At 57.3% G+C, this 16,372-nt stretch carries 15 protein-coding genes; 6 read left to right on the top strand and 9 right to left on the bottom strand.

Translation table 11 applies throughout. The features are described 5' to 3' along the window. The first annotated feature begins 19 nt into the window (after window positions 1-19). The 5 genes from recJ to J8E65_RS03245 all read left to right on the top strand — a co-directional run bounded on the left by recJ (window position 20) and on the right by J8E65_RS03245 (window position 6,970). The gene (gene recJ / locus J8E65_RS03265; protein ID WP_237181575.1) at window positions 20-1,792 is read left to right on the top strand and encodes a single-stranded-DNA-specific exonuclease RecJ; all 1,773 of its coding nucleotides are present in this window, start codon (window positions 20-22) and stop codon (window positions 1,790-1,792) included. A gap of 87 nt (window positions 1,793-1,879) precedes the next feature. Further along, window positions 1,880-2,110 (top strand): FeoA family protein, encoded by a 231-nt coding sequence (locus tag J8E65_RS03260; protein WP_210373925.1) that lies wholly within the window; start codon window positions 1,880-1,882, stop codon window positions 2,108-2,110. A 9-nt stretch (window positions 2,111-2,119) separates the two neighbouring features. Then, window positions 2,120-2,344 (top strand): FeoA family protein, encoded by a 225-nt coding sequence (locus J8E65_RS03255; protein ID WP_210373924.1) that lies wholly within the window; start codon window positions 2,120-2,122, stop codon window positions 2,342-2,344. After that, window positions 2,341-4,608 (top strand): ferrous iron transport protein B, encoded by a 2,268-nt coding sequence (gene feoB, locus J8E65_RS03250; protein WP_210373923.1) that lies wholly within the window; start codon window positions 2,341-2,343, stop codon window positions 4,606-4,608. Before J8E65_RS03255 ends, feoB begins: the two co-directional genes overlap by 4 nt. 76 nt (window positions 4,609-4,684) lie before the next feature. Further along, window positions 4,685-6,970, top strand: a complete 2,286-nt coding sequence (locus tag J8E65_RS03245; protein ID WP_210373922.1) for a S9 family peptidase — start codon at window positions 4,685-4,687, stop codon at window positions 6,968-6,970. 37 nt (window positions 6,971-7,007) lie between these two features. Here the strand turns inward: J8E65_RS03245 and J8E65_RS03240 are convergent, their stop codons facing one another. The 9 genes from J8E65_RS03240 to J8E65_RS03200 form a co-directional block, all read right to left on the bottom strand. Next, window positions 7,008-8,027: a PorV/PorQ family protein gene (locus J8E65_RS03240; protein WP_210373921.1), complete on the bottom strand. Its 1,020-nt coding sequence runs from the start codon at window positions 8,025-8,027 to the stop codon at window positions 7,008-7,010. After that, a complete protein-coding gene (locus J8E65_RS03235) occupies window positions 8,024-9,607 on the bottom strand; it encodes a FlgD immunoglobulin-like domain containing protein (protein ID WP_210374068.1) in 1,584 nt (527 codons plus the stop codon). The genes J8E65_RS03240 and J8E65_RS03235 overlap by 4 nt, the downstream gene beginning before the upstream one ends. After that, window positions 9,591-10,400 carry a hypothetical protein gene (locus tag J8E65_RS03230; RefSeq protein WP_210373920.1) on the bottom strand — a complete coding sequence of 270 codons (810 nt, stop codon included), beginning with the start codon at window positions 10,398-10,400 and terminating at the stop codon, window positions 9,591-9,593. The genes J8E65_RS03235 and J8E65_RS03230 overlap by 17 nt, the downstream gene beginning before the upstream one ends. A 103-nt stretch (window positions 10,401-10,503) precedes the next feature. After that, window positions 10,504-11,697: a site-2 protease family protein gene (locus J8E65_RS03225; RefSeq protein ID WP_210373919.1), complete on the bottom strand. Its 1,194-nt coding sequence runs from the start codon at window positions 11,695-11,697 to the stop codon at window positions 10,504-10,506. A gap of 15 nt (window positions 11,698-11,712) precedes the next feature. Further along, window positions 11,713-12,921: a pyridoxal phosphate-dependent aminotransferase gene (locus J8E65_RS03220; protein ID WP_210373918.1), complete on the bottom strand. Its 1,209-nt coding sequence runs from the start codon at window positions 12,919-12,921 to the stop codon at window positions 11,713-11,715. A gap of 74 nt (window positions 12,922-12,995) precedes the next feature. After that, window positions 12,996-13,484: a pantetheine-phosphate adenylyltransferase gene (coaD, locus tag J8E65_RS03215; protein ID WP_210373917.1), complete on the bottom strand. Its 489-nt coding sequence runs from the start codon at window positions 13,482-13,484 to the stop codon at window positions 12,996-12,998. A gap of 5 nt (window positions 13,485-13,489) precedes the next feature. Continuing rightward, complete coding sequence (locus J8E65_RS03210; protein ID WP_210373916.1) at window positions 13,490-14,038, bottom strand: RsmD family RNA methyltransferase; 549 nt, start codon at window positions 14,036-14,038, stop codon at window positions 13,490-13,492. Window positions 14,039-14,048: 10 nt separating this feature from the next. Beyond that, complete coding sequence (locus J8E65_RS03205; protein ID WP_210373915.1) at window positions 14,049-14,954, bottom strand: hypothetical protein; 906 nt, start codon at window positions 14,952-14,954, stop codon at window positions 14,049-14,051. A gap of 33 nt (window positions 14,955-14,987) precedes the next feature. Then, entirely contained in the window at window positions 14,988-15,446 is a 459-nt protein-coding gene (locus tag J8E65_RS03200) for a hypothetical protein (protein ID WP_210373914.1), read from the bottom strand. 192 nt (window positions 15,447-15,638) lie between these two features. Between J8E65_RS03200 and J8E65_RS03195 the strand changes: the two genes are divergently transcribed. Further along, window positions 15,639-16,364, top strand: coding sequence for a pyridoxine 5'-phosphate synthase (locus tag J8E65_RS03195; RefSeq protein WP_210373913.1), 726 nt, complete (start codon window positions 15,639-15,641; stop codon window positions 16,362-16,364). The last annotated feature ends 8 nt before the right edge of the window (window positions 16,365-16,372 follow it).

The following is a 16,372-nucleotide window of genomic DNA, read 5'->3' as shown; positions in this document are numbered from 1 at the left end:
GCCTTGATATTCCTGCTGCATGCGCATGCACAAATACCGGTGGGTCCGAAAGGCCAGTCCAAGTCCAGAGCTTGTTACGGCCCTTAGTGCAGCCCTCAACCAGCTACCAGAGCCGCTCACACGCGCGCTGGTTGCACGGGGTATTACGAGCTTTGAAGCGGCCCGCAGCTTTTTCCGTCCCCGTTTGGAGGCGTTGCACGACCCTTTTCTGATGGCCGATATGGAAGCTGCGGCTCATCGGCTGGCCCGTGCTATTACGGACCGGGAGCCTGTGCTCGTCTACGGCGATTACGACGTAGACGGCACCACAGCCACCGCACTGATGACAGCATTTCTGCAAGAGCACTGCGTACCTGTCCGCTACTTCGTTCCCAACCGCTTCAGGCACGGCTACGGCCTAACCCAGAAAGCTCTTGAAGAAGCCTTGGAAGCAGGCACCCGCCTCCTTATCGCATTGGACTGCGGGATCACCGCTGCCCAAGAGGCAGCCTATGCACGCGCCCAAGGCGTCGATCTCATTATCTGCGACCACCATACGGCTGGGGCCAAGCTGCCCGAAGCTGTTGCTGTACTCGACCCCAAACGCCCCGACTGCCCATATCCGTTCCCTGAACTTTCTGGCTGTGCGGTAGCCTTCAAACTTGTACAGGCCACACTCCATGTGCTGGGGCAATCTCAGGCAGCCGCCTTTGCCTACCTCGATCTGGTAGCCCTCTCGACAGCAGCCGATATCGTGCCGCTAACCGGCGAAAACCGCATCCTCATGGCGGAAGGGCTACGCCACCTGCGCCAAAGCACACGCCCAGGCCTAAAATACTTGGCCCAAAAGGCTCGCTGGCCCCTAGAAACGCTCACCATGCATGGCCTGGTCTTTGGCTTGGCCCCGCGCATTAATGCGGCTGGACGTCTGGGCGATGCCAACCGGGCTGTGGCCCTGTTGCTAAGCACCGATGAAGCAGTGGCCGAAGCCTTAGCTACTGAGCTGGATGCCGCTAACCGCGAACGGCAACAACTCGACCGCCAGACGCTCAGTGAAGCGATTGCACAGGCCGAACGCCAAATTACGGCATGTGAAAATCGCCACGCCCTGGTGCTCTATCGGCCCGAGTGGCACTTGGGCGTTATCGGTATTGTAGCCAGCCGCATTGTCGAACACTTCTACCGTCCCACCATTTTGCTCTGCGCTGTTGATTCCATTCTAAAGGGCTCAGCACGCTCTATAGCCGGCATCAACATCTACGAAGCACTGCACGATTGCGCAGACCTGCTGCTCCAATTCGGAGGCCACACCTATGCTGCCGGACTGGCCCTGGAAGAAGCAAACCTAGAAACCTTTCGCGAACGCTTCAACGAAGCTGTTGGGGCACGCCTAACGCCAGACCTACTCACCCCCCGACTGGAAATCGATGCCTTGGTCGACCTGCACGCGCTCGACGAGCGTTTCTACCGCATTCTGCGGCAATTTGAACCCTACGGCCCAGAAAACGAAGAGCCACTTTTTATGGCGCGCGATCTAGAAGTGGTCGGCGAGCCCCAGCTGGTCGGTTCTGAAAACAAACACCTAAAGTTCTACGTACGCCAGCGGGCCTATCCGGAGGATCCCCCCTTTGAAGTGGTCGGCTTCGGACTAGGCAAACTCCTACCCCTTGTGACCCGCAGCCGCCGAAAAGGATACCCCCTGGCCCTGGCGTTCTCGATTCACGAAAACCATTGGCAGGGCCAAACGCGCGTGCAATTGCGCCTGCGCGACCTCAAGCTGCAACCTGTCGAAGCCGCCGTCAATAATTCTTGAAAAGGAAACTCCGCCCTATCCGAGCGTTGCATCTTTACGCATGATCATTTAGACTTTGTCTAAAAAGAGACTGGCTGGAGCAGCGTCATGGTGCGTGAGGCCGTCCCGCTGACGTGTTTTCAACAGGGGCAATACGTAGAAATTGCCTGGTTGGCCCTTGACGATGCGCAGGCGCAGCGGCTGCGCGAACTGGGTGTGCGTGAAGGCTGCCGAGCATGCGTGATGCTCAATACTGACAAGTGCATTTTGGGCGTTGGTGCCTGCCGGTTAGCTCTTCAACGAGAAATTGCCATGCGGCTTTTTGCTGTACCCGCCTAAACAATAACGATGGCCACGCTTCGAGATCTCCAGCCAGGTGAGCGGGGTCGTGTCGTGGGCTATGTGACAGATCACCTGCCCTCCCGCATTCTTGAGATGGGGCTTTTGCCCGACACCGTTGTGGAGCTGGTTCGACTAGCCCCCTTAGGCGACCCGATTGATCTTAAAGTCCGAGGCTTTCACCTCTCCATCCGCAAACACGAGGCTGAGCTGATCCTGGTCGAGCGCTTATGAGCGGCAGCTGTCACGAGCCCGTTACCACTGTTTCTGCCCTAGATGGCCAGGCCCCAGCTATTGTACGCCGCGTTGCGTTGGCTGGAAACCCGAATGTTGGCAAAACCACTGTCTTCAACTTGCTTACTGGCCTGCGCCAGAAGGTTGCCAATTATCCTGGCGTAACCGTTGAACGCAAAAGCGGCCGCCTAGTAGGGCACGAAGCTGTTGAGATCGTTGATCTGCCGGGCACCTACAGCCTCAACCCACGCTCGATCGACGAACGCGTAGCCTACGACGTGCTTGTAGGCCGCATGCGGGGTGAGCCGGCCCCTGATGTGGTTGTTTGCGTGGTTGACGCCACGAACCTGGAGCGCAATCTTTACCTGGTCACGCAGATTATGGACCTGGGGCGGCCGGTTGTGATCGCGCTCAACATGATGGACGCCTTGGCTGAAAATGGCCTAGAACTTAATGTTGACGCGCTGGCCAAACGCCTGGGGGTCCCCATCGTCCCTATGGTGGCCCGCAAAGGCCAAGGCATTGATCAGCTCAAGGAAGCTCTGCTGCGCGGCGTGCCTTTACCTTCGCCTGAGCGACGCTGGACGCTAATGCCGGCAGTGGCTTCGGTCGTTGAGACGCTAGCCCAACACTTGGGGGAAGAAGCACCCGATGTACCCGAACGCCAGCGCTTTTTCGAAGCCCTGAGTGCGCTTACCAGCGATACCCTTTTGGACGAATGGCGCCTGCGTGCGCCGCGTTTCTACAAGGCTGTGCTGGCTGCCCGCCAAACGCTTGAAGCCCGCAAAGTCCCCTATCGCCAAGCCGAAATGATCGGCCGCTACGCCTGGCTGAGCCCGCTGGTGGCCGAAGTGCTGCGCAAACGGCCCGATGCCCGAGAGCGCACACTCTCAGACCGCATAGATGCCGTACTCACGCATCGCATTGCCGGTCCGCTCATCTTTCTAGGCATCCTACTGCTTATCTTCCAGGCCATCTTTAGCTGGGCTGTGCCCTTTATGGAAGCCATCGAAAGCGCCGTAGCCTGGACTGGAGAGCAAGCGCGCGTGCTACTGCCCGACGGCTTCTTAGAGGATCTGGTCGTCGACGGAGCCATTACCGGTGTGGGGAACGTGCTCGTCTTTTTGCCTCAGATTCTGCTTTTGTTCTTCTTCCTGGGCCTTATGGAAGACACCGGCTACCTGGCCCGTACGGCATTTATCATGGATCGGCTTATGCGGCGGCTGGGCTTAAGTGGCGCTTCGGTCCTGCCGCTACTCAGCGGCTACGCCTGTGCCGTCCCAGCGATCATGGCTGCCCGCACGCTTGATAACGAACGTGACCGAATCATTACGATCATGGTCACGCCGCTCATGAGCTGTTCAGCGCGCTTGCCTGTCTACACGCTTTTCATTGCAGCCTTTATCCCCAATATACCGGTACTTGGCCCACTGAATGCTCAGGGACTGGCCTTGCTTAGCCTGTATCTGCTGGGTACCAGCATGGCTTTCGTTGCCGCTTGGGTGCTCAAAACGTTCGTGTTCAAAGGGGAAAGTGCTTATTTTGTCATGGAGCTGCCCCCCTACCGCGCCCCTCAGCTCAAGCAAATCTTCTACCGAATGCTCGAACGCGCCAAAGCGTTCGTCACCCGTGCAGGCAAAATCATCTTTGGCCTGAGCATTGTAATCTGGTTTTTAGCGAGCTTCCCCAAGGCAACTTTAGATCCTGAGCTCTTAGCCCAACGCCAAGCCCTAGAAGCCTGGTACCTACAGGCTCAGGATAGCCTCCGCGCCACAGGTGCTCCTGCGGAAGCTTTCGAAGCGCTGGAGGCTGCCTACCAAAAGCAGCTTTTTCCCATTATCGATGCTGAAGCTGCACAGCAAATTCGCCAAAGCTTTATTGGGCGTCTTGGCCATACGCTAGAGCCCCTTATGCGACCACTGGGCTTCGACTGGAAAATCACCGCCGGCATCATCTCTTCCTTCCCAGCCCGAGAAGTCATCGTGGGCACGATGGCTGCAATCTATGGCGTTGCCCACGCAGGGGAAAATGAAATCATCCTGCGCGATGCCCTGCGAGCTGATCCGGCTTTTTCGCCTCTGGTAGCTGTCAGTCTGATGGTCTTCTACGTGTTCGCCCTGCAATGCATGAGCACGCTTGCGGTAGCCCGACGTGAGCTGGACACCTGGAAGTGGCCAGCGGTCATGTGGGGCTACATGTTTGCACTGGCCTATCTGTTCTCGCTACTGGTCTACCAAGGCGGCCGTCTGCTAGGACTTGCCTAAGCCGCCATTGCCCCTTTTTTAACTTATAGATCGTATCTTTGCCCTTCCAAGGTGTACTCAAGAGGGATAAGCCACCATGCGTAGACGTTGGCTGTTGGTTGCTTTATGGCTGATTGGGCTTGCAGCCTATGCGCAAGAAGGCCATGAGCCCATCCGCGTTACCGATTTGCTTCGCATTCGTCAGCTTGAAGACCTGACCGTTTCACCAGACGGTCGCTTTGTGGCCTACATCGTACGGCAGATCGATACAGCGGCGACCGAACCCTCCGTTCGCTACGTCTACCACACGCATCTCTACGTGCTGCCTACCGATGGCAGCAGTCCTGCACGTGCCTATACCTATGGCGATCGAACCGCCAGCCAGCCGGCTTGGCACCCCGACAGCGACCGAATTGCCTTCGTTCGACCGATCAATGGTAAATCTCAGATTTTTTTAATCTCGGTCTTTGGTGGGGAAGCCTATCAGCTCACCGACTTTCGCCATGGCGCTTCGCGGCCTCGCTGGAGCCCCGATGGCTCGTTGCTACTTTTTTCGGCCTCGCTTACTGAAAACGAAGTGCGTCGCTCAGAAGGCTCGCCGCCTTGGCCCGAGGAACGCCCAGCGCGCGCGGCAACCGACACGGCCGGAGCCCGTCCACATCCGGATGGCTCGCTAGCAGAAATGCGCGCCTGGTTGGCCCAAAATGAAGCAGAGGATAACCCGCGCGTCTTTTATCGGCTTAACCTGCAAGGAGAACAAGTCCTTGAACCCCGGCTCCGTTTCCAGCATTTGTACGTCGTAGCGCCGCATCCCCATGCGCAACCTCGAGCCCTAACGAAAGGGTTCTTTTCGTTTACAGATGCAGAATGGTTGCCGCACGGCCGGCAGGTTATCGCTGCAGCGCTGCTGGACTCTACACGCCACCCGGATCGTGCGCGCGGGAGTGATCTTTACCTGATCGATGTCGACTCAACACGGCTGCATCTGCTGCTGCATATCGACGGCTATGCCCTTTTTTCACCTCGGCCTTCGCCCGACGGCCAATGGGTTGCCTTTCTGGCTTCACCGCTGGCTGATTCCGGTTACGCCCAAACCGAAATTGGCCTGTTCCGGCTCGACGGCCGCCATCCCCCAGAGTTCCTTACGCTACACTTTGACCGCACAGCAGGCCTTCTGAAATGGGCGCCCGATATGCGCTACCTGTACTTTGTGGCGCCCTCAAACGGTGGGTTCCCGCTTTACCGCATTTCGTTTTTCGATTTGCATCCTCCTCAGCCTGGGCAAGGGCTGCCCGACACCACCGCAGTCTCGCGGGCTCGCTTTTCAGCCAACGAAATCGTACGTCTAGAGCCTAAGATTGAACGTCTATTGGACTTTGATAAAGGCGTGCGAGAATACGACTTGAGCGCCGCTACCGTCTACTACATCCTCACCGAAGCGACCAACCCCTACGAACTCTATGCGGCCGATTTGGCCTTTAGACGACCGCAACGCCTTACTGAACACAACGCCTCCTGGCTACGCCATAAGCGGCTAAGCCGACCCGAAGCCTTTACCGTGCGCCGAGATACGCTAACCATTCAGTACTGGGTTATGCGACCGGCCTTCTTTGAGCGAGGGAAACGCTATCCACTGCTGTTGCAGATCCATGGTGGACCTGCCGCCATGTGGGGACCCGGCGAAGCCACCATGTGGCATGAGTTTCAATTTTTTGCCAGCCAGGGCTTTGCGGTCGTTTTCTCAAACCCGCGAGGTTCCGAGGGCTATGGCTACGCTTTTCGCCGGGCCAATTACCAAGATTGGGGAGAGGGACCAGCAGGGGATGTACTGGCCGCAGCCAGCGCGGCTGCCCGGTTGCCCTGGATCGATCCAGAACGCCAGGTGGTTACCGGCGGCTCCTATGCAGGCTATTTAACCGCTTGGATCGTAGCGCATGATCACCGTTTCAAAGCTGCTGTAGCCCAGCGGGGCGTCTATGACCTGCAAACTTTCCTCGGCGAAGGGAATGCCTGGCGCTTGGTGCCTTGGCACTTCGGCGGCTATCCTTGGGATACCCAAACGCTGGCCCTGCTCCACGGCGATACGGTTGCTGTACGCGACCTCATCTTGCATAACTCCCCCATTACATGGGTACACCAGATCCGCACGCCGCTGCTGATTCTGCACAGTGACCAGGATTTGCGCACGGGAGTTTCGCAAAGTGAAATGCTCTACAAAAGCCTAAAAATTCTAGGCCGCCCTGTCGAATACGTCCGCTACCCTAACGAGGGGCACGAGCTGTCGCGTTCTGGCGATCCCAAACGGCGCATGGATCGCATCTTGCGCATCTATGAGTTTTTTATGCGCTACCTGACGCCTCAAGCCCCGATGGCCTCAGAGTAGTTGGGGTGCTCGGTTGTAAGCACAGTTGACGAGCAGCTTAAAAAAACACCTGCATCGAAAGCATATGCAGCGGAGGCAGGCCGTAGCGCTCAAGTTGCACGGCATAGCTAGCCTGAAAAGGCAAGTTGCCCAACTGAGAGCTCAGTGCGAAGCCCAAAGCGGGTTGCCACCCCCCGGCCTCTGGCAACCGACCGATGCGGTCAAGCCCCCCTTGCACCTGAAAGGCTTCGGTCAGCCGGTACGTCGCACCTGTACGGAGTTGCCCGCTACGCGCCCATCGGCGCTCGGAAACCAGCCCTTCTCGCGGCACATCCCCCACAAGGCGAACCGCCCGCTGCCGCACTTCGACTGAGGCAAAGGCTGTTTCGTACTCCGCAAGCACCCGAAGCCGACCTGCCATCCCTAACCAAGAGGCCCCTAGCCGTAGGCGCACTGGGAAACGATCCGACGTAGTGCTGCCTTGCTGAGGCCCGTAAAGCGTGGACGAATTCCAGGTATAGCGGGCCAATAGATCATCGATAACCAGCCCCAGATGCAGCGTTTCCGTAGCACGGTAGATTATCCCCAAATCCAGGCCAATGCTTTGAACTGGCTTTAGTCCTTCGAACAAATCGGTGCGATAGAACTGCAATCCGATACCCATTAGCCAATGTTCATGCACCTGCGTTCCGAACGCGACAAGCAGGGTGTATTCGTCGGTGCTGTAGGTTTGTGTATGGTAGCCACTGGCATCGCGGCCGTCGATATTGCGCACCCCTCCATGGCGCAGGATAGCGGCAATACCGGCCTGTGGCGGCATCTTTGCAGCCAGGTGCACGCTTTGCAGCTCCCGATCGAGCGCCATAAGCGCCGCACTCAACCCCAGCGTAGGCCGCCTAGTAAAGGCCGCAAGGGCAGGATTGTAGTAGGCCGAGGCACCTTCAACGTCGGCCACTAGGGCTTGCCCAAGCGCCAGGGCACGCGCATCCAGCGCAAGCCGAGCAAACATACCGGCTTCTTGCGCCTGAAGCGCGCCAGCGCTAAGCCCCAGCATTACCCCAATGACGAGGTGTTTCATTCGATCACCAGAATTTTACCCCAATAGGTGGCTGCATCTGTCTCTACGGCATAGAAATAGACCCCGTTGGCCACGCGCACGCCACGCGCGTCAAGCCCGTCCCAAATCACCTCGTGTGCCCCGGCTTCTTGCATCCCTTCAAAGAGGGTACGCACGCGCTGCAGGCCAAAGTCAAACACGTGCACGCGTACCGAGGCAGGCTGCGCCAGATCGTAACGGATGCGCACAAATGCATCCAGCATAGGCGAAAATGGATTGGGATAGGCATAGGTATCCACACGGGGAACTTGGGGTGAGGGGGTTGTAGGCTTCACAGGAACCTCAGCCCGGAACAGGCGCCAAGTGCGGCCGCCATCGTCGCTGCGCAGCAGCCCGTCAGACGTTCCAATCCACAGATGCCTGCGCGTAGTGGCCACAGCAAGAACACGCACGTCGGGCCGCAGCACGCGACGTGAAGTAGGATCGTAGAAATCCCGGATCGTCTGCCACGTGCGGCCCTGGTCGGTTGAGACAAACAGGCCGTTGTCACCGGCGGCGTAAACCGTATCGCCCCGAAAAGCAAAGTCGTTGATCCGCTCCCCAAGCAGCACTTGCTCAAAAGTGCGACCGCCATCGGCCGTACGCGTGATACCAAACGTCTCGCCCGGCGTGCGTCCTGCCGGACGCGTGGCAAACCACAACACGTGCTGACCGTTTGGCCGCACTTGTTCTGCAATCGCCACAATCCAATTGCCCGTTGGGGCGTTCGGATAGCCTTCGTTGGCAAACCGGTCCCAGCTCAGACCTCCATCTTCAGAGCGGTTAATGCCCCCAGCTGTCCCAGCCCAGACCGCTCCTGCACCATCCACGTGCACAGCAAAAGCGAAATAGTTGTCATAGCGATCTTGTGCACTGGTAGGCGGCCCAACGCGGAAAAAGTAAGACCGTTCGGGGCGCAGAGCATCAAGCGTATCGGGAGGCAAGACGGCACGATGCCAGCTGCGACCCCAGTCGTCGGAATAGCGCAACCCTCCATACCAGCTAGCTACCCAAAGTCGATGCCTAAGCCGATCATAAGCCAAATCAAAAGTTGTTGTCAGCTGTGGAGAAACGATGGGTATAGCGGGAAGGCGGGAGCTGCCATAGAGGATCACAGTGTCGGCAGGCGCATCCAGGGGCGGAAAGCGGAAGCTCCAGCTTTGACCACCATCGGTCGAGACGACCAGGCCGACGGCCTCAAAGACGTCATCGTCGATGCCATCGCCATTTAAGTCGGCCAAATAGCGTGTGCCTAGGCTTGCCCAAACCGTGTCGCCAATGACCAGCAACGCATAAACACGGCCGCGCCCCTGCGTAATGGAGTCGACATTGGCGCGGTACCAGGTCTGGCCGCCATCAAAGGTAAGGTCCAAACGCGGACCAATCCAGAGCGAATCTCCCCGGGCAGCCAAGTTGCTGACAAAGTTGTCGGCGATACCCGGAACGGGAAGCAGCGTGGCAACGCGGTGCATCCAGTCGGTTTTGGGTTGGGCCCAGAGCGGAAGCAGCGGCAGCAGACTAAGCAAGGCGGCCCAGCAGATTTGTTTATTCCACCACCACATCACGACGCACCTCCTCGCTGGTCAGTCCAGTTCGGTCTATGGCTTGAAAGACGAAGGGATAAACGCCCGGTGCGTTGTCGCTGGACAAAGCAAGCGTTATGGTGAAGCGTCCGTCGCCGGCCACCTCGTCGCCACTGCTCGGAACCCCGCCGCAACTGCTTTTTCCTCCATCGTCACAGAGCAAAATAGGCGCTCCACCGGCAACACGCAGCTCCACGCGCAAGATGTTTGCCAGGCCGTCGGGGTCAGACACCCGCGCCACAACGCGGAAGGTAACGGGAGGAGCTCCATGCGGGGGACGACGTAACGTGTCAGGTACCAGGACTTCTTCGATCACCGGGGGCCCTCCTGCTGCCCAAAACCACAAAATTCCACGAACTTGGTTGCTTAGGCGCTGCTCGTTGTCTACAGCATAGACGAGCACGGTATAGGGGCCAACGTGGGCCCGCTGAAGCTGTAGGGTTATTTCTCCGGCGTAGCGATCCTCGCCTATAGCCCGCAACGTCCCTGTAGCCACCGGCTCCGTCGCTTGCAAGGGAGCCCGTACCACAAACGCGACCTGTTCAACAGAGCCATCGGGATCGCGCGCCGTAACGGCTATCGAAAGTGGCACCAAGGCGACCTCTCCCTGGACCTGATCGGGCGGCAACGCGGCCACATCCACCGAATCGGGCGAAAAGCTCAAATTGGAAACCACCGGCGGCCTTCCCTCAAGCGAGGGAGCTCCCGGCAGCGTATCGCAACCCCAAAGCAAGCTGCCTGCTAGGCCCATGATCCACACTAGGCGCCCCATGCACCCCATAACGATTCATTTGCGTAATTGTGCGCGTTTTGTATCACTATCGCATGGGCACTAGCAGAAATTAATAGTAAATCGTGCGCTTTACCGCACCCTTTTAAAGTAGATGCAGCGGTCGAATGCTAAAGCAAAGTACAAAAATAGCAATAGCTATCCAACCTAGCACGCGTCGCGCGCGCGTAAGGGGCTGCACAAACCAAACCGGGGGATGATCCACGCGGATCAGGTATAAAATGAGTAAGCCCCAGAGAAACCAGCCGCTGTGTCCTAGCCAGCCAATAAGCTCTGCCCAACGCGGTGCTAAAGCCGCCAAAATCATTAGTCCTAGCAACAGCGGTGCAATCCAGCGATGATCTCCTGCAAAAAGCCGATGAAGATACAGGTAAAGCGTGAAGGCTAAGCCAAACCAGGCAGCTGGCTCTAGCCACCAGATACCCTCGGCCAACAGTGCGGGCAGCATTTCCAGGGCAAAGCCGATGGTAGCTGAAGCGAGCAGAAGCACCATAAAGGCTCGCGCAAGACGTCGATGCCAAAGGGATCCAAAAAGAGCATAAAGCACATGGCCACCGTCGAGCTGACCGACCGGCAGCAAATTAAGTGCGGTAAAGAACAACCCCAGCCAGGCAGCAAACAGCGTGGGATAGTGGTACAGCTCGTACATGGGAGGCACATTGGGGAACAAGCGTGCCAGCGTGTCGAAAAGCAGCGTAGGGCCTAGCACCAGCGTGGTACTGGTGGGATCGTCAGAGGGTAAAGGAGCCACGGGGAAACGTCCATGTGCTTGAATATAAGCCTTTAAGGCTTCGTGGCCTGGTACATCGAGCAAATACGTAGGCGGTGGCAGCGTGATCAATGCATAAAGCAGCACCAGTACGGCTACCACAAAGCCGGCGAGTGGACCAGCCACACCAATGTCAAACAGCGTACGGGTATCAGGAATCGGTTCCCGGATGCGAATTACAGCTCCAAAGGTGCCGATCCCGTTGAAGGGGAAAGGAATGTAGTAAGGCAAGGTGGCATCGATCTGGTGACGACGCGCCGCTAGGTAGTGACCCAGTTCGTGCACCGTTAGAATTAAAAGCAGCGGCACGCTAAAACGCAGGCCATCGCTTAGGAGCGCGCTATAGCCTACGTGTTCGTAAAGGAGCCACCGCCCCGCCCACTCGGGCCACGTCAGGGTCGTCGAAAGAAGGGTTAAAAAAAAGAGCAACAGATGCAGCCACAGCCGTTGGGGTCGGTGCGGCTGAGGGGTAAAGGCTTCGCTCTGCTGCGTAAGGGGTTTGGATTCCAACGGTTACGTGCAGGCTTAGTGCAGGGCCTTCAGGCCAGCTTCGATGCGGCGCATGGCTTCGGCCAAGTCTTCCATCGAAGCGGCGTAGGAAATGCGCACTCCGTTCGGGTCGCCAAACGCCTGGCCAGGCACTAAGGCCACGTGGCACTGCTCCAGCAGATACATGCATAGCGACTCGCTATCGGTAATGGCCTGACCTTCAGGCGTGCGCCGTCCATAGAAGGCCGAAACTTGTGGGAACAGGTAGAAAGCCCCTTCAGGCTTAGGGCATGTAATACCCTCCATACTGCCCAGCTGCTGCAGCAGAAAATCACGGCGCTGGCGAAAAGCGGCTACCATTTCCTGAATCGGGCCTTTGTCCATTTGGAGTGCCGCCAGACCAGCTTTCTGAGAGATGCTGCACGGCGCCGAAGTAAACTGGCTCTGTACTTTAGCAGCAGCCTTGACAATCGGCAACTCGGCAGCCAAATAGCCCAAACGCCATCCGGTCATGGCAAAGCTCTTAGAAAAGCCATTCACCGTGATCGTCCGCTCCTTCATGCCAGGCAAGCGGGCAAACGATACATGCTCAGCATCAAACACAATGTACTCGTAAATTTCGTCCGAAAGCACGTAAACATGTTCGTGCCGCCGCAGCACCTCCGCTAAGGCTTCCAGTTCCTCAGGGGTGTAGACCGTGCCGGTCGGATTCGAAGGCGAGCACAAAATAAGCAGACGCGTGCGTTCCGTAATGGCTGCTTCGAGCGCTTCCGGCGTGATTCGATAACCGGTTTCCACCGAGGTGGACAGGATTACCGGTTCTGCGCCCGCTAAACGTACCATTTCAGGATAGCTCACCCAGTAAGGGGCTGGGATGAGTACTTCGTCGCCCGGACGGCAAAGCACCTCGATGGCCATGGCCACGGCCTGCTTGGCGCCATTGGTGCACAGAATTTGCTCTGGAGCGTACTCTAGACCGTTCTCTTCGGCAAGCTTGCGGCTGATGGCTTGCCGCAGCTCCAGCATGCCGGCATTTTCCGTGTAACGCGTAAACCCTTCGCGGATAGCTGCAATAGCAGCCTCGGCAATCGGTGCCGGCGTACGGAAGTCTGGCTCTCCCGCACTCAAACTGATCACCGGCTTGCCTTCCCGGCGCAACTGTTTGGCTCGGGCACTCATGGCCAGCGTCGCCGAAGGCTGCATGGCCATTACCCGGGGATTAAAAACTTCGACCTGCACAGCCATAGCTTACTCAGATGAAACAAAGGATTGCCCGCTTTAACGACACAAAAGAAAGTTAGATCACCAGCGCTTCGGCTTCAATGGGCTAGGCGTTTCTTCCGGAGCGCTTCAACAACAGGCGGCGGCACAAACAGGCTTACGTCCCCACCCCAACGGTGCACCTCGCGCACAATCGAAGAGCTAATCATTGCATAGGCTTCTGAGGTCATTAAAAAAACCGTCTCCAGTTCAGGATAAAGACGACGGTTAGCAAAAGCCATGCGAAATTCGTACTCGAAGTCACTGACCTGCCGCAAGCCCCGAACCAGTGCTGTTGCCCCCCGGGCACGTGCATGATCTACCAGCAGCCCTTCAAAGGCAACCACCTCGACACGCTCCAGGTGAGCTGTGCACTGACGGATGAGTTCACAGCGCTCCTCTATGGTAAACAGGGGCGACTTGCCCACGTTGACCGCCACGGTTACCTCAACCCGGTCAAAAATGCGCAGCGCTCGCTCTACAATGTCTAGGTGACCATAGGTGAACGGATCAAACGTCCCGGGATAGAGGGCCAATCGGGTAGACATGGAAGTCAACGTGGGATGGCTTGCGGACGAAACACCGAAACGATCGTGCGGCCATAAGCTCTGCTGGTATCTAAATAAGGATGCCCCTCAAAGCGATGCCTTTTGTCATGCTCTAAGACAAACAACCCATGAGGTTTTACATGGGGCAAAGCCAGCTCAGGTAGTTGCGGCAGCTCAGGCAGATCGTAGGGAGGGTCAGCCAAAATCAGGTCAAAAGGCGGGCCGCTATAGCGACGCAAGTACGCTACAGCATCCGCCCTGAGAAAAACGCAGTGATCCTCCACGCCTAGAGCACGGGCATTTTCCCGAGCGTAGGCTAGCACCGGCCCTTGCAACTCCACAAACGTTACCGCAACAGCACCTCGGCTGATGGCCTCTAAGCCCAGAGCTCCTGTGCCAGCAAACAAATCCAGCACGTCGGCACCCTCGAGCTCCATGCGGCTTTCCACCAAATGAAAAAGCGACTCGCGCGTACGATCGGTCGTAGGGCGCGTCAGGTGCCCTTTAGGCGCCCGCAGACTTTTGCGGCGGAAGCGTCCGGCAATGATCCGCATAGGTCAACCCTTAGCTCAGGGCTACGCCAATGCAGGGGACGTAGGCCTCAACCTCAAAGGAGCTCGCCAGGCTGCGTGGATCCAGCGTTGTGAGCACAAGTGGGTTTAAGCGCACAGGTTCAACGGGAAAAAGTGGACGCAGCGCCTCCATCAACGTATCGGTCACGTGCGTCCCATAGAGCATCAGCTGCTCTACCATTCCCGCTGCTAACCCTAGCTTATGCAAAAGCGCTAGGCTAAAATAAGACGCATTGGCAGCAGGGCCCTGCATGTAATGGCTCAGCATCCAGGAGCCACGGCGGCAAAGCGTGTACTCGGTGTGCGTTTCATAGCACCCAATAGCCAAGCCCACCTCTGGCGGAAGCCCAGGCTCTGGACCAGGCATGCGGCTAAGCGTTTTCGCTACACCAGCCGTGCTCAACCGGATGCGAAAAGCCGAGCAGGGAGCCCGACGCAACACCTGCGCTAAGTTTTGTTCCACATGCGCCGGTAGCACCAGCACCTGATACCAACGCAGACGTTCCCCTTCGGGCAGCGTTTGCACCCAACCGGACTCAAAGTACAGGCGAAAAACAGTGGCTTCCTGCCCACTGAGCCAAACACTTTCTGCTATTAGACGCTGGTGAAGAACCCCTGGATCGATCGGTTCGGGCTGAAGACTGCCAAACGTCAGCACCTGGAGAGGATGGAGCGCCACTTCGATCTCCGAAGCGCGCGTGCCGCTCAGCACATCACACAACGCCTCGGCCACAACATCCAGGTAACGCGGTGCTTGAGACTGCAACTCGGCTACGACATCAAAGTCAAAATCACAACTTCCTAGCCGTAGCAAATGATACCTAGCCTCCTGCCGTTCTAGTTCGGCATAGCGCAGCACGCTACCCTGCAGTTCAATACCCGCCCGAGGCCGTTCCATAGTGCCCCTCTAGACCTGCAACCGCACAACCGCTTATTCCCAGCTGGCGGCGTTAAGTTTCGTTACATCCGGCTCCAATGCGCCAATGTGATCGTCAGAATGCGGATCTTTCAGGTAATAGATATCTACCCGACCCGTATCGTTCACAACGTATTCAAACTTTCCCCCACGTGGCGAAAAAATCATAGAATCCACAATAAAGCCAGGCCCAAAAAGGCTATCGGCCTTAGCCATCATAAACGAATCCGCTCGGACCCAAAGCACTAAAGAATCTAGGGTCGAAGGGAAACGCTCATAAAGCGACTGGTACCGAATCAGCGCTGTACGCACATCAATCATGCGATCACGCGTCAGGCGCGTAAGCGCCTGCTCACGCCGTACCGCTTGGTAGGGTTCTGTAATCGATACGTACAGATAATACGCCAATACCACAATCACCAAGCCCAAAACCAGCTGCAACAGTAGGCGTGTGGTGTGACGACGGTCAGCCATGCGTGTCGTGCTCCTGATGAAAACTTACCTGTGAAAACGCAGCGAGCAACTTGTCCCGCCGAGCGCGAAAATACAGGACGCCTCGTGGAAATGCAACATGTCTTTTGCTTTCCATCATCCTTTCGTCACGCCGCAACCTCTACATAAGCCCTTCGGTTAAAGCAAGCTGGTTTCTCCAAACAAAGCATGTGCATGACGCGCCTATTGGTGAATATCGACCACGTAGCTACCCTACGGAATGCGCGGCGCGAGACCGTCCCTGACCCCGTCCAAGCCGCCGTGCTCTGCGAGCTGGCCGGAGCAGATGGCGTTGTCTTCCACCTACGAGAAGACCGGCGACATATTACCGATCGGGATGCTTTTCGCCTCAAAGAAGTCGTTCAGGGAAAGTTGGACTTTGAGCTGTCCACCAACGAAGAAATTGTCTCGATCTGCTGCCAGGTGCGGCCGCATTTGGCCACGTTGGTGCCAGAGCGGCGTGAAGAGATTACTACCGAGGGAGGCCTAGACGTAGTGGCCAACCGCGCCCGTCTGCAAACGGTAATCCCGCGACTTTTTGAGGCAGGCATTGAGGAAGTAGCCCTTTTTGTCGATCCAGATCCGAAACAAATTGAAGCAGCACATGCTTTAGGTGCTAATGCCGTTGAACTGCACACCGGTGACTTTGCCAATGCGCCCACTGAAGCAGCACAGCGTGCTGAAGCAGAGCGACTCGCCCATGCAGCACAGCTGGCACACGAGCTGGGGCTCCAGGTTCACGCAGGGCATGGCCTAAATTACCATAACTATTTGCTCTTCCGGGAAATCGTACCCCATGTCCATGAAGTATCAATCGGCTTTGCCATCATTGCCCGTGCAGTGCTTGTTGGACTGGAAACTGCTGTGCGTGAAATGCGTCGGCTGGTAAAAGGCTTTTGAGCGACACG

Source organism: Rhodothermus bifroesti, assembly GCF_017908595.1.
Taxonomy (GTDB): Bacteria; Bacteroidota; Rhodothermia; order Rhodothermales; family Rhodothermaceae; genus Rhodothermus; species Rhodothermus bifroesti.
This window is presented reverse-complemented; position numbering and strand designations above follow the sequence as displayed.

Excerpts from the sequence above, each read along its gene's own strand:
- recJ (WP_237181575.1), top strand. The coding sequence starts at position 20 with ATGCGCATGCACAAATACCGGTGGGTCCGAAAGGCCAGTCCAAGTCCA.
- J8E65_RS03260 (WP_210373925.1), top strand. The coding sequence starts at position 1,880 with ATGGTGCGTGAGGCCGTCCCGCTGACGTGTTTTCAACAGGGGCAATAC.
- J8E65_RS03255 (WP_210373924.1), top strand. The coding sequence starts at position 2,120 with ATGGCCACGCTTCGAGATCTCCAGCCAGGTGAGCGGGGTCGTGTCGTG.
- feoB (WP_210373923.1), top strand. The coding sequence starts at position 2,341 with ATGAGCGGCAGCTGTCACGAGCCCGTTACCACTGTTTCTGCCCTAGAT.
- J8E65_RS03245 (WP_210373922.1), top strand. The coding sequence starts at position 4,685 with ATGCGTAGACGTTGGCTGTTGGTTGCTTTATGGCTGATTGGGCTTGCA.
- J8E65_RS03240 (WP_210373921.1), bottom strand. The coding sequence starts at position 8,027 with ATGAAACACCTCGTCATTGGGGTAATGCTGGGGCTTAGCGCTGGCGCG.
- J8E65_RS03235 (WP_210374068.1), bottom strand. The coding sequence starts at position 9,607 with ATGTGGTGGTGGAATAAACAAATCTGCTGGGCCGCCTTGCTTAGTCTG.
- J8E65_RS03230 (WP_210373920.1), bottom strand. The coding sequence starts at position 10,400 with ATGGGGCGCCTAGTGTGGATCATGGGCCTAGCAGGCAGCTTGCTTTGG.
- J8E65_RS03220 (WP_210373918.1), bottom strand. The coding sequence starts at position 12,921 with ATGGCTGTGCAGGTCGAAGTTTTTAATCCCCGGGTAATGGCCATGCAG.
- coaD (WP_210373917.1), bottom strand. The coding sequence starts at position 13,484 with ATGTCTACCCGATTGGCCCTCTATCCCGGGACGTTTGATCCGTTCACC.
- J8E65_RS03210 (WP_210373916.1), bottom strand. The coding sequence starts at position 14,038 with ATGCGGATCATTGCCGGACGCTTCCGCCGCAAAAGTCTGCGGGCGCCT.
- J8E65_RS03205 (WP_210373915.1), bottom strand. The coding sequence starts at position 14,954 with ATGGAACGGCCTCGGGCGGGTATTGAACTGCAGGGTAGCGTGCTGCGC.
- J8E65_RS03200 (WP_210373914.1), bottom strand. The coding sequence starts at position 15,446 with ATGGCTGACCGTCGTCACACCACACGCCTACTGTTGCAGCTGGTTTTG.
- J8E65_RS03195 (WP_210373913.1), top strand. The coding sequence starts at position 15,639 with ATGACGCGCCTATTGGTGAATATCGACCACGTAGCTACCCTACGGAAT.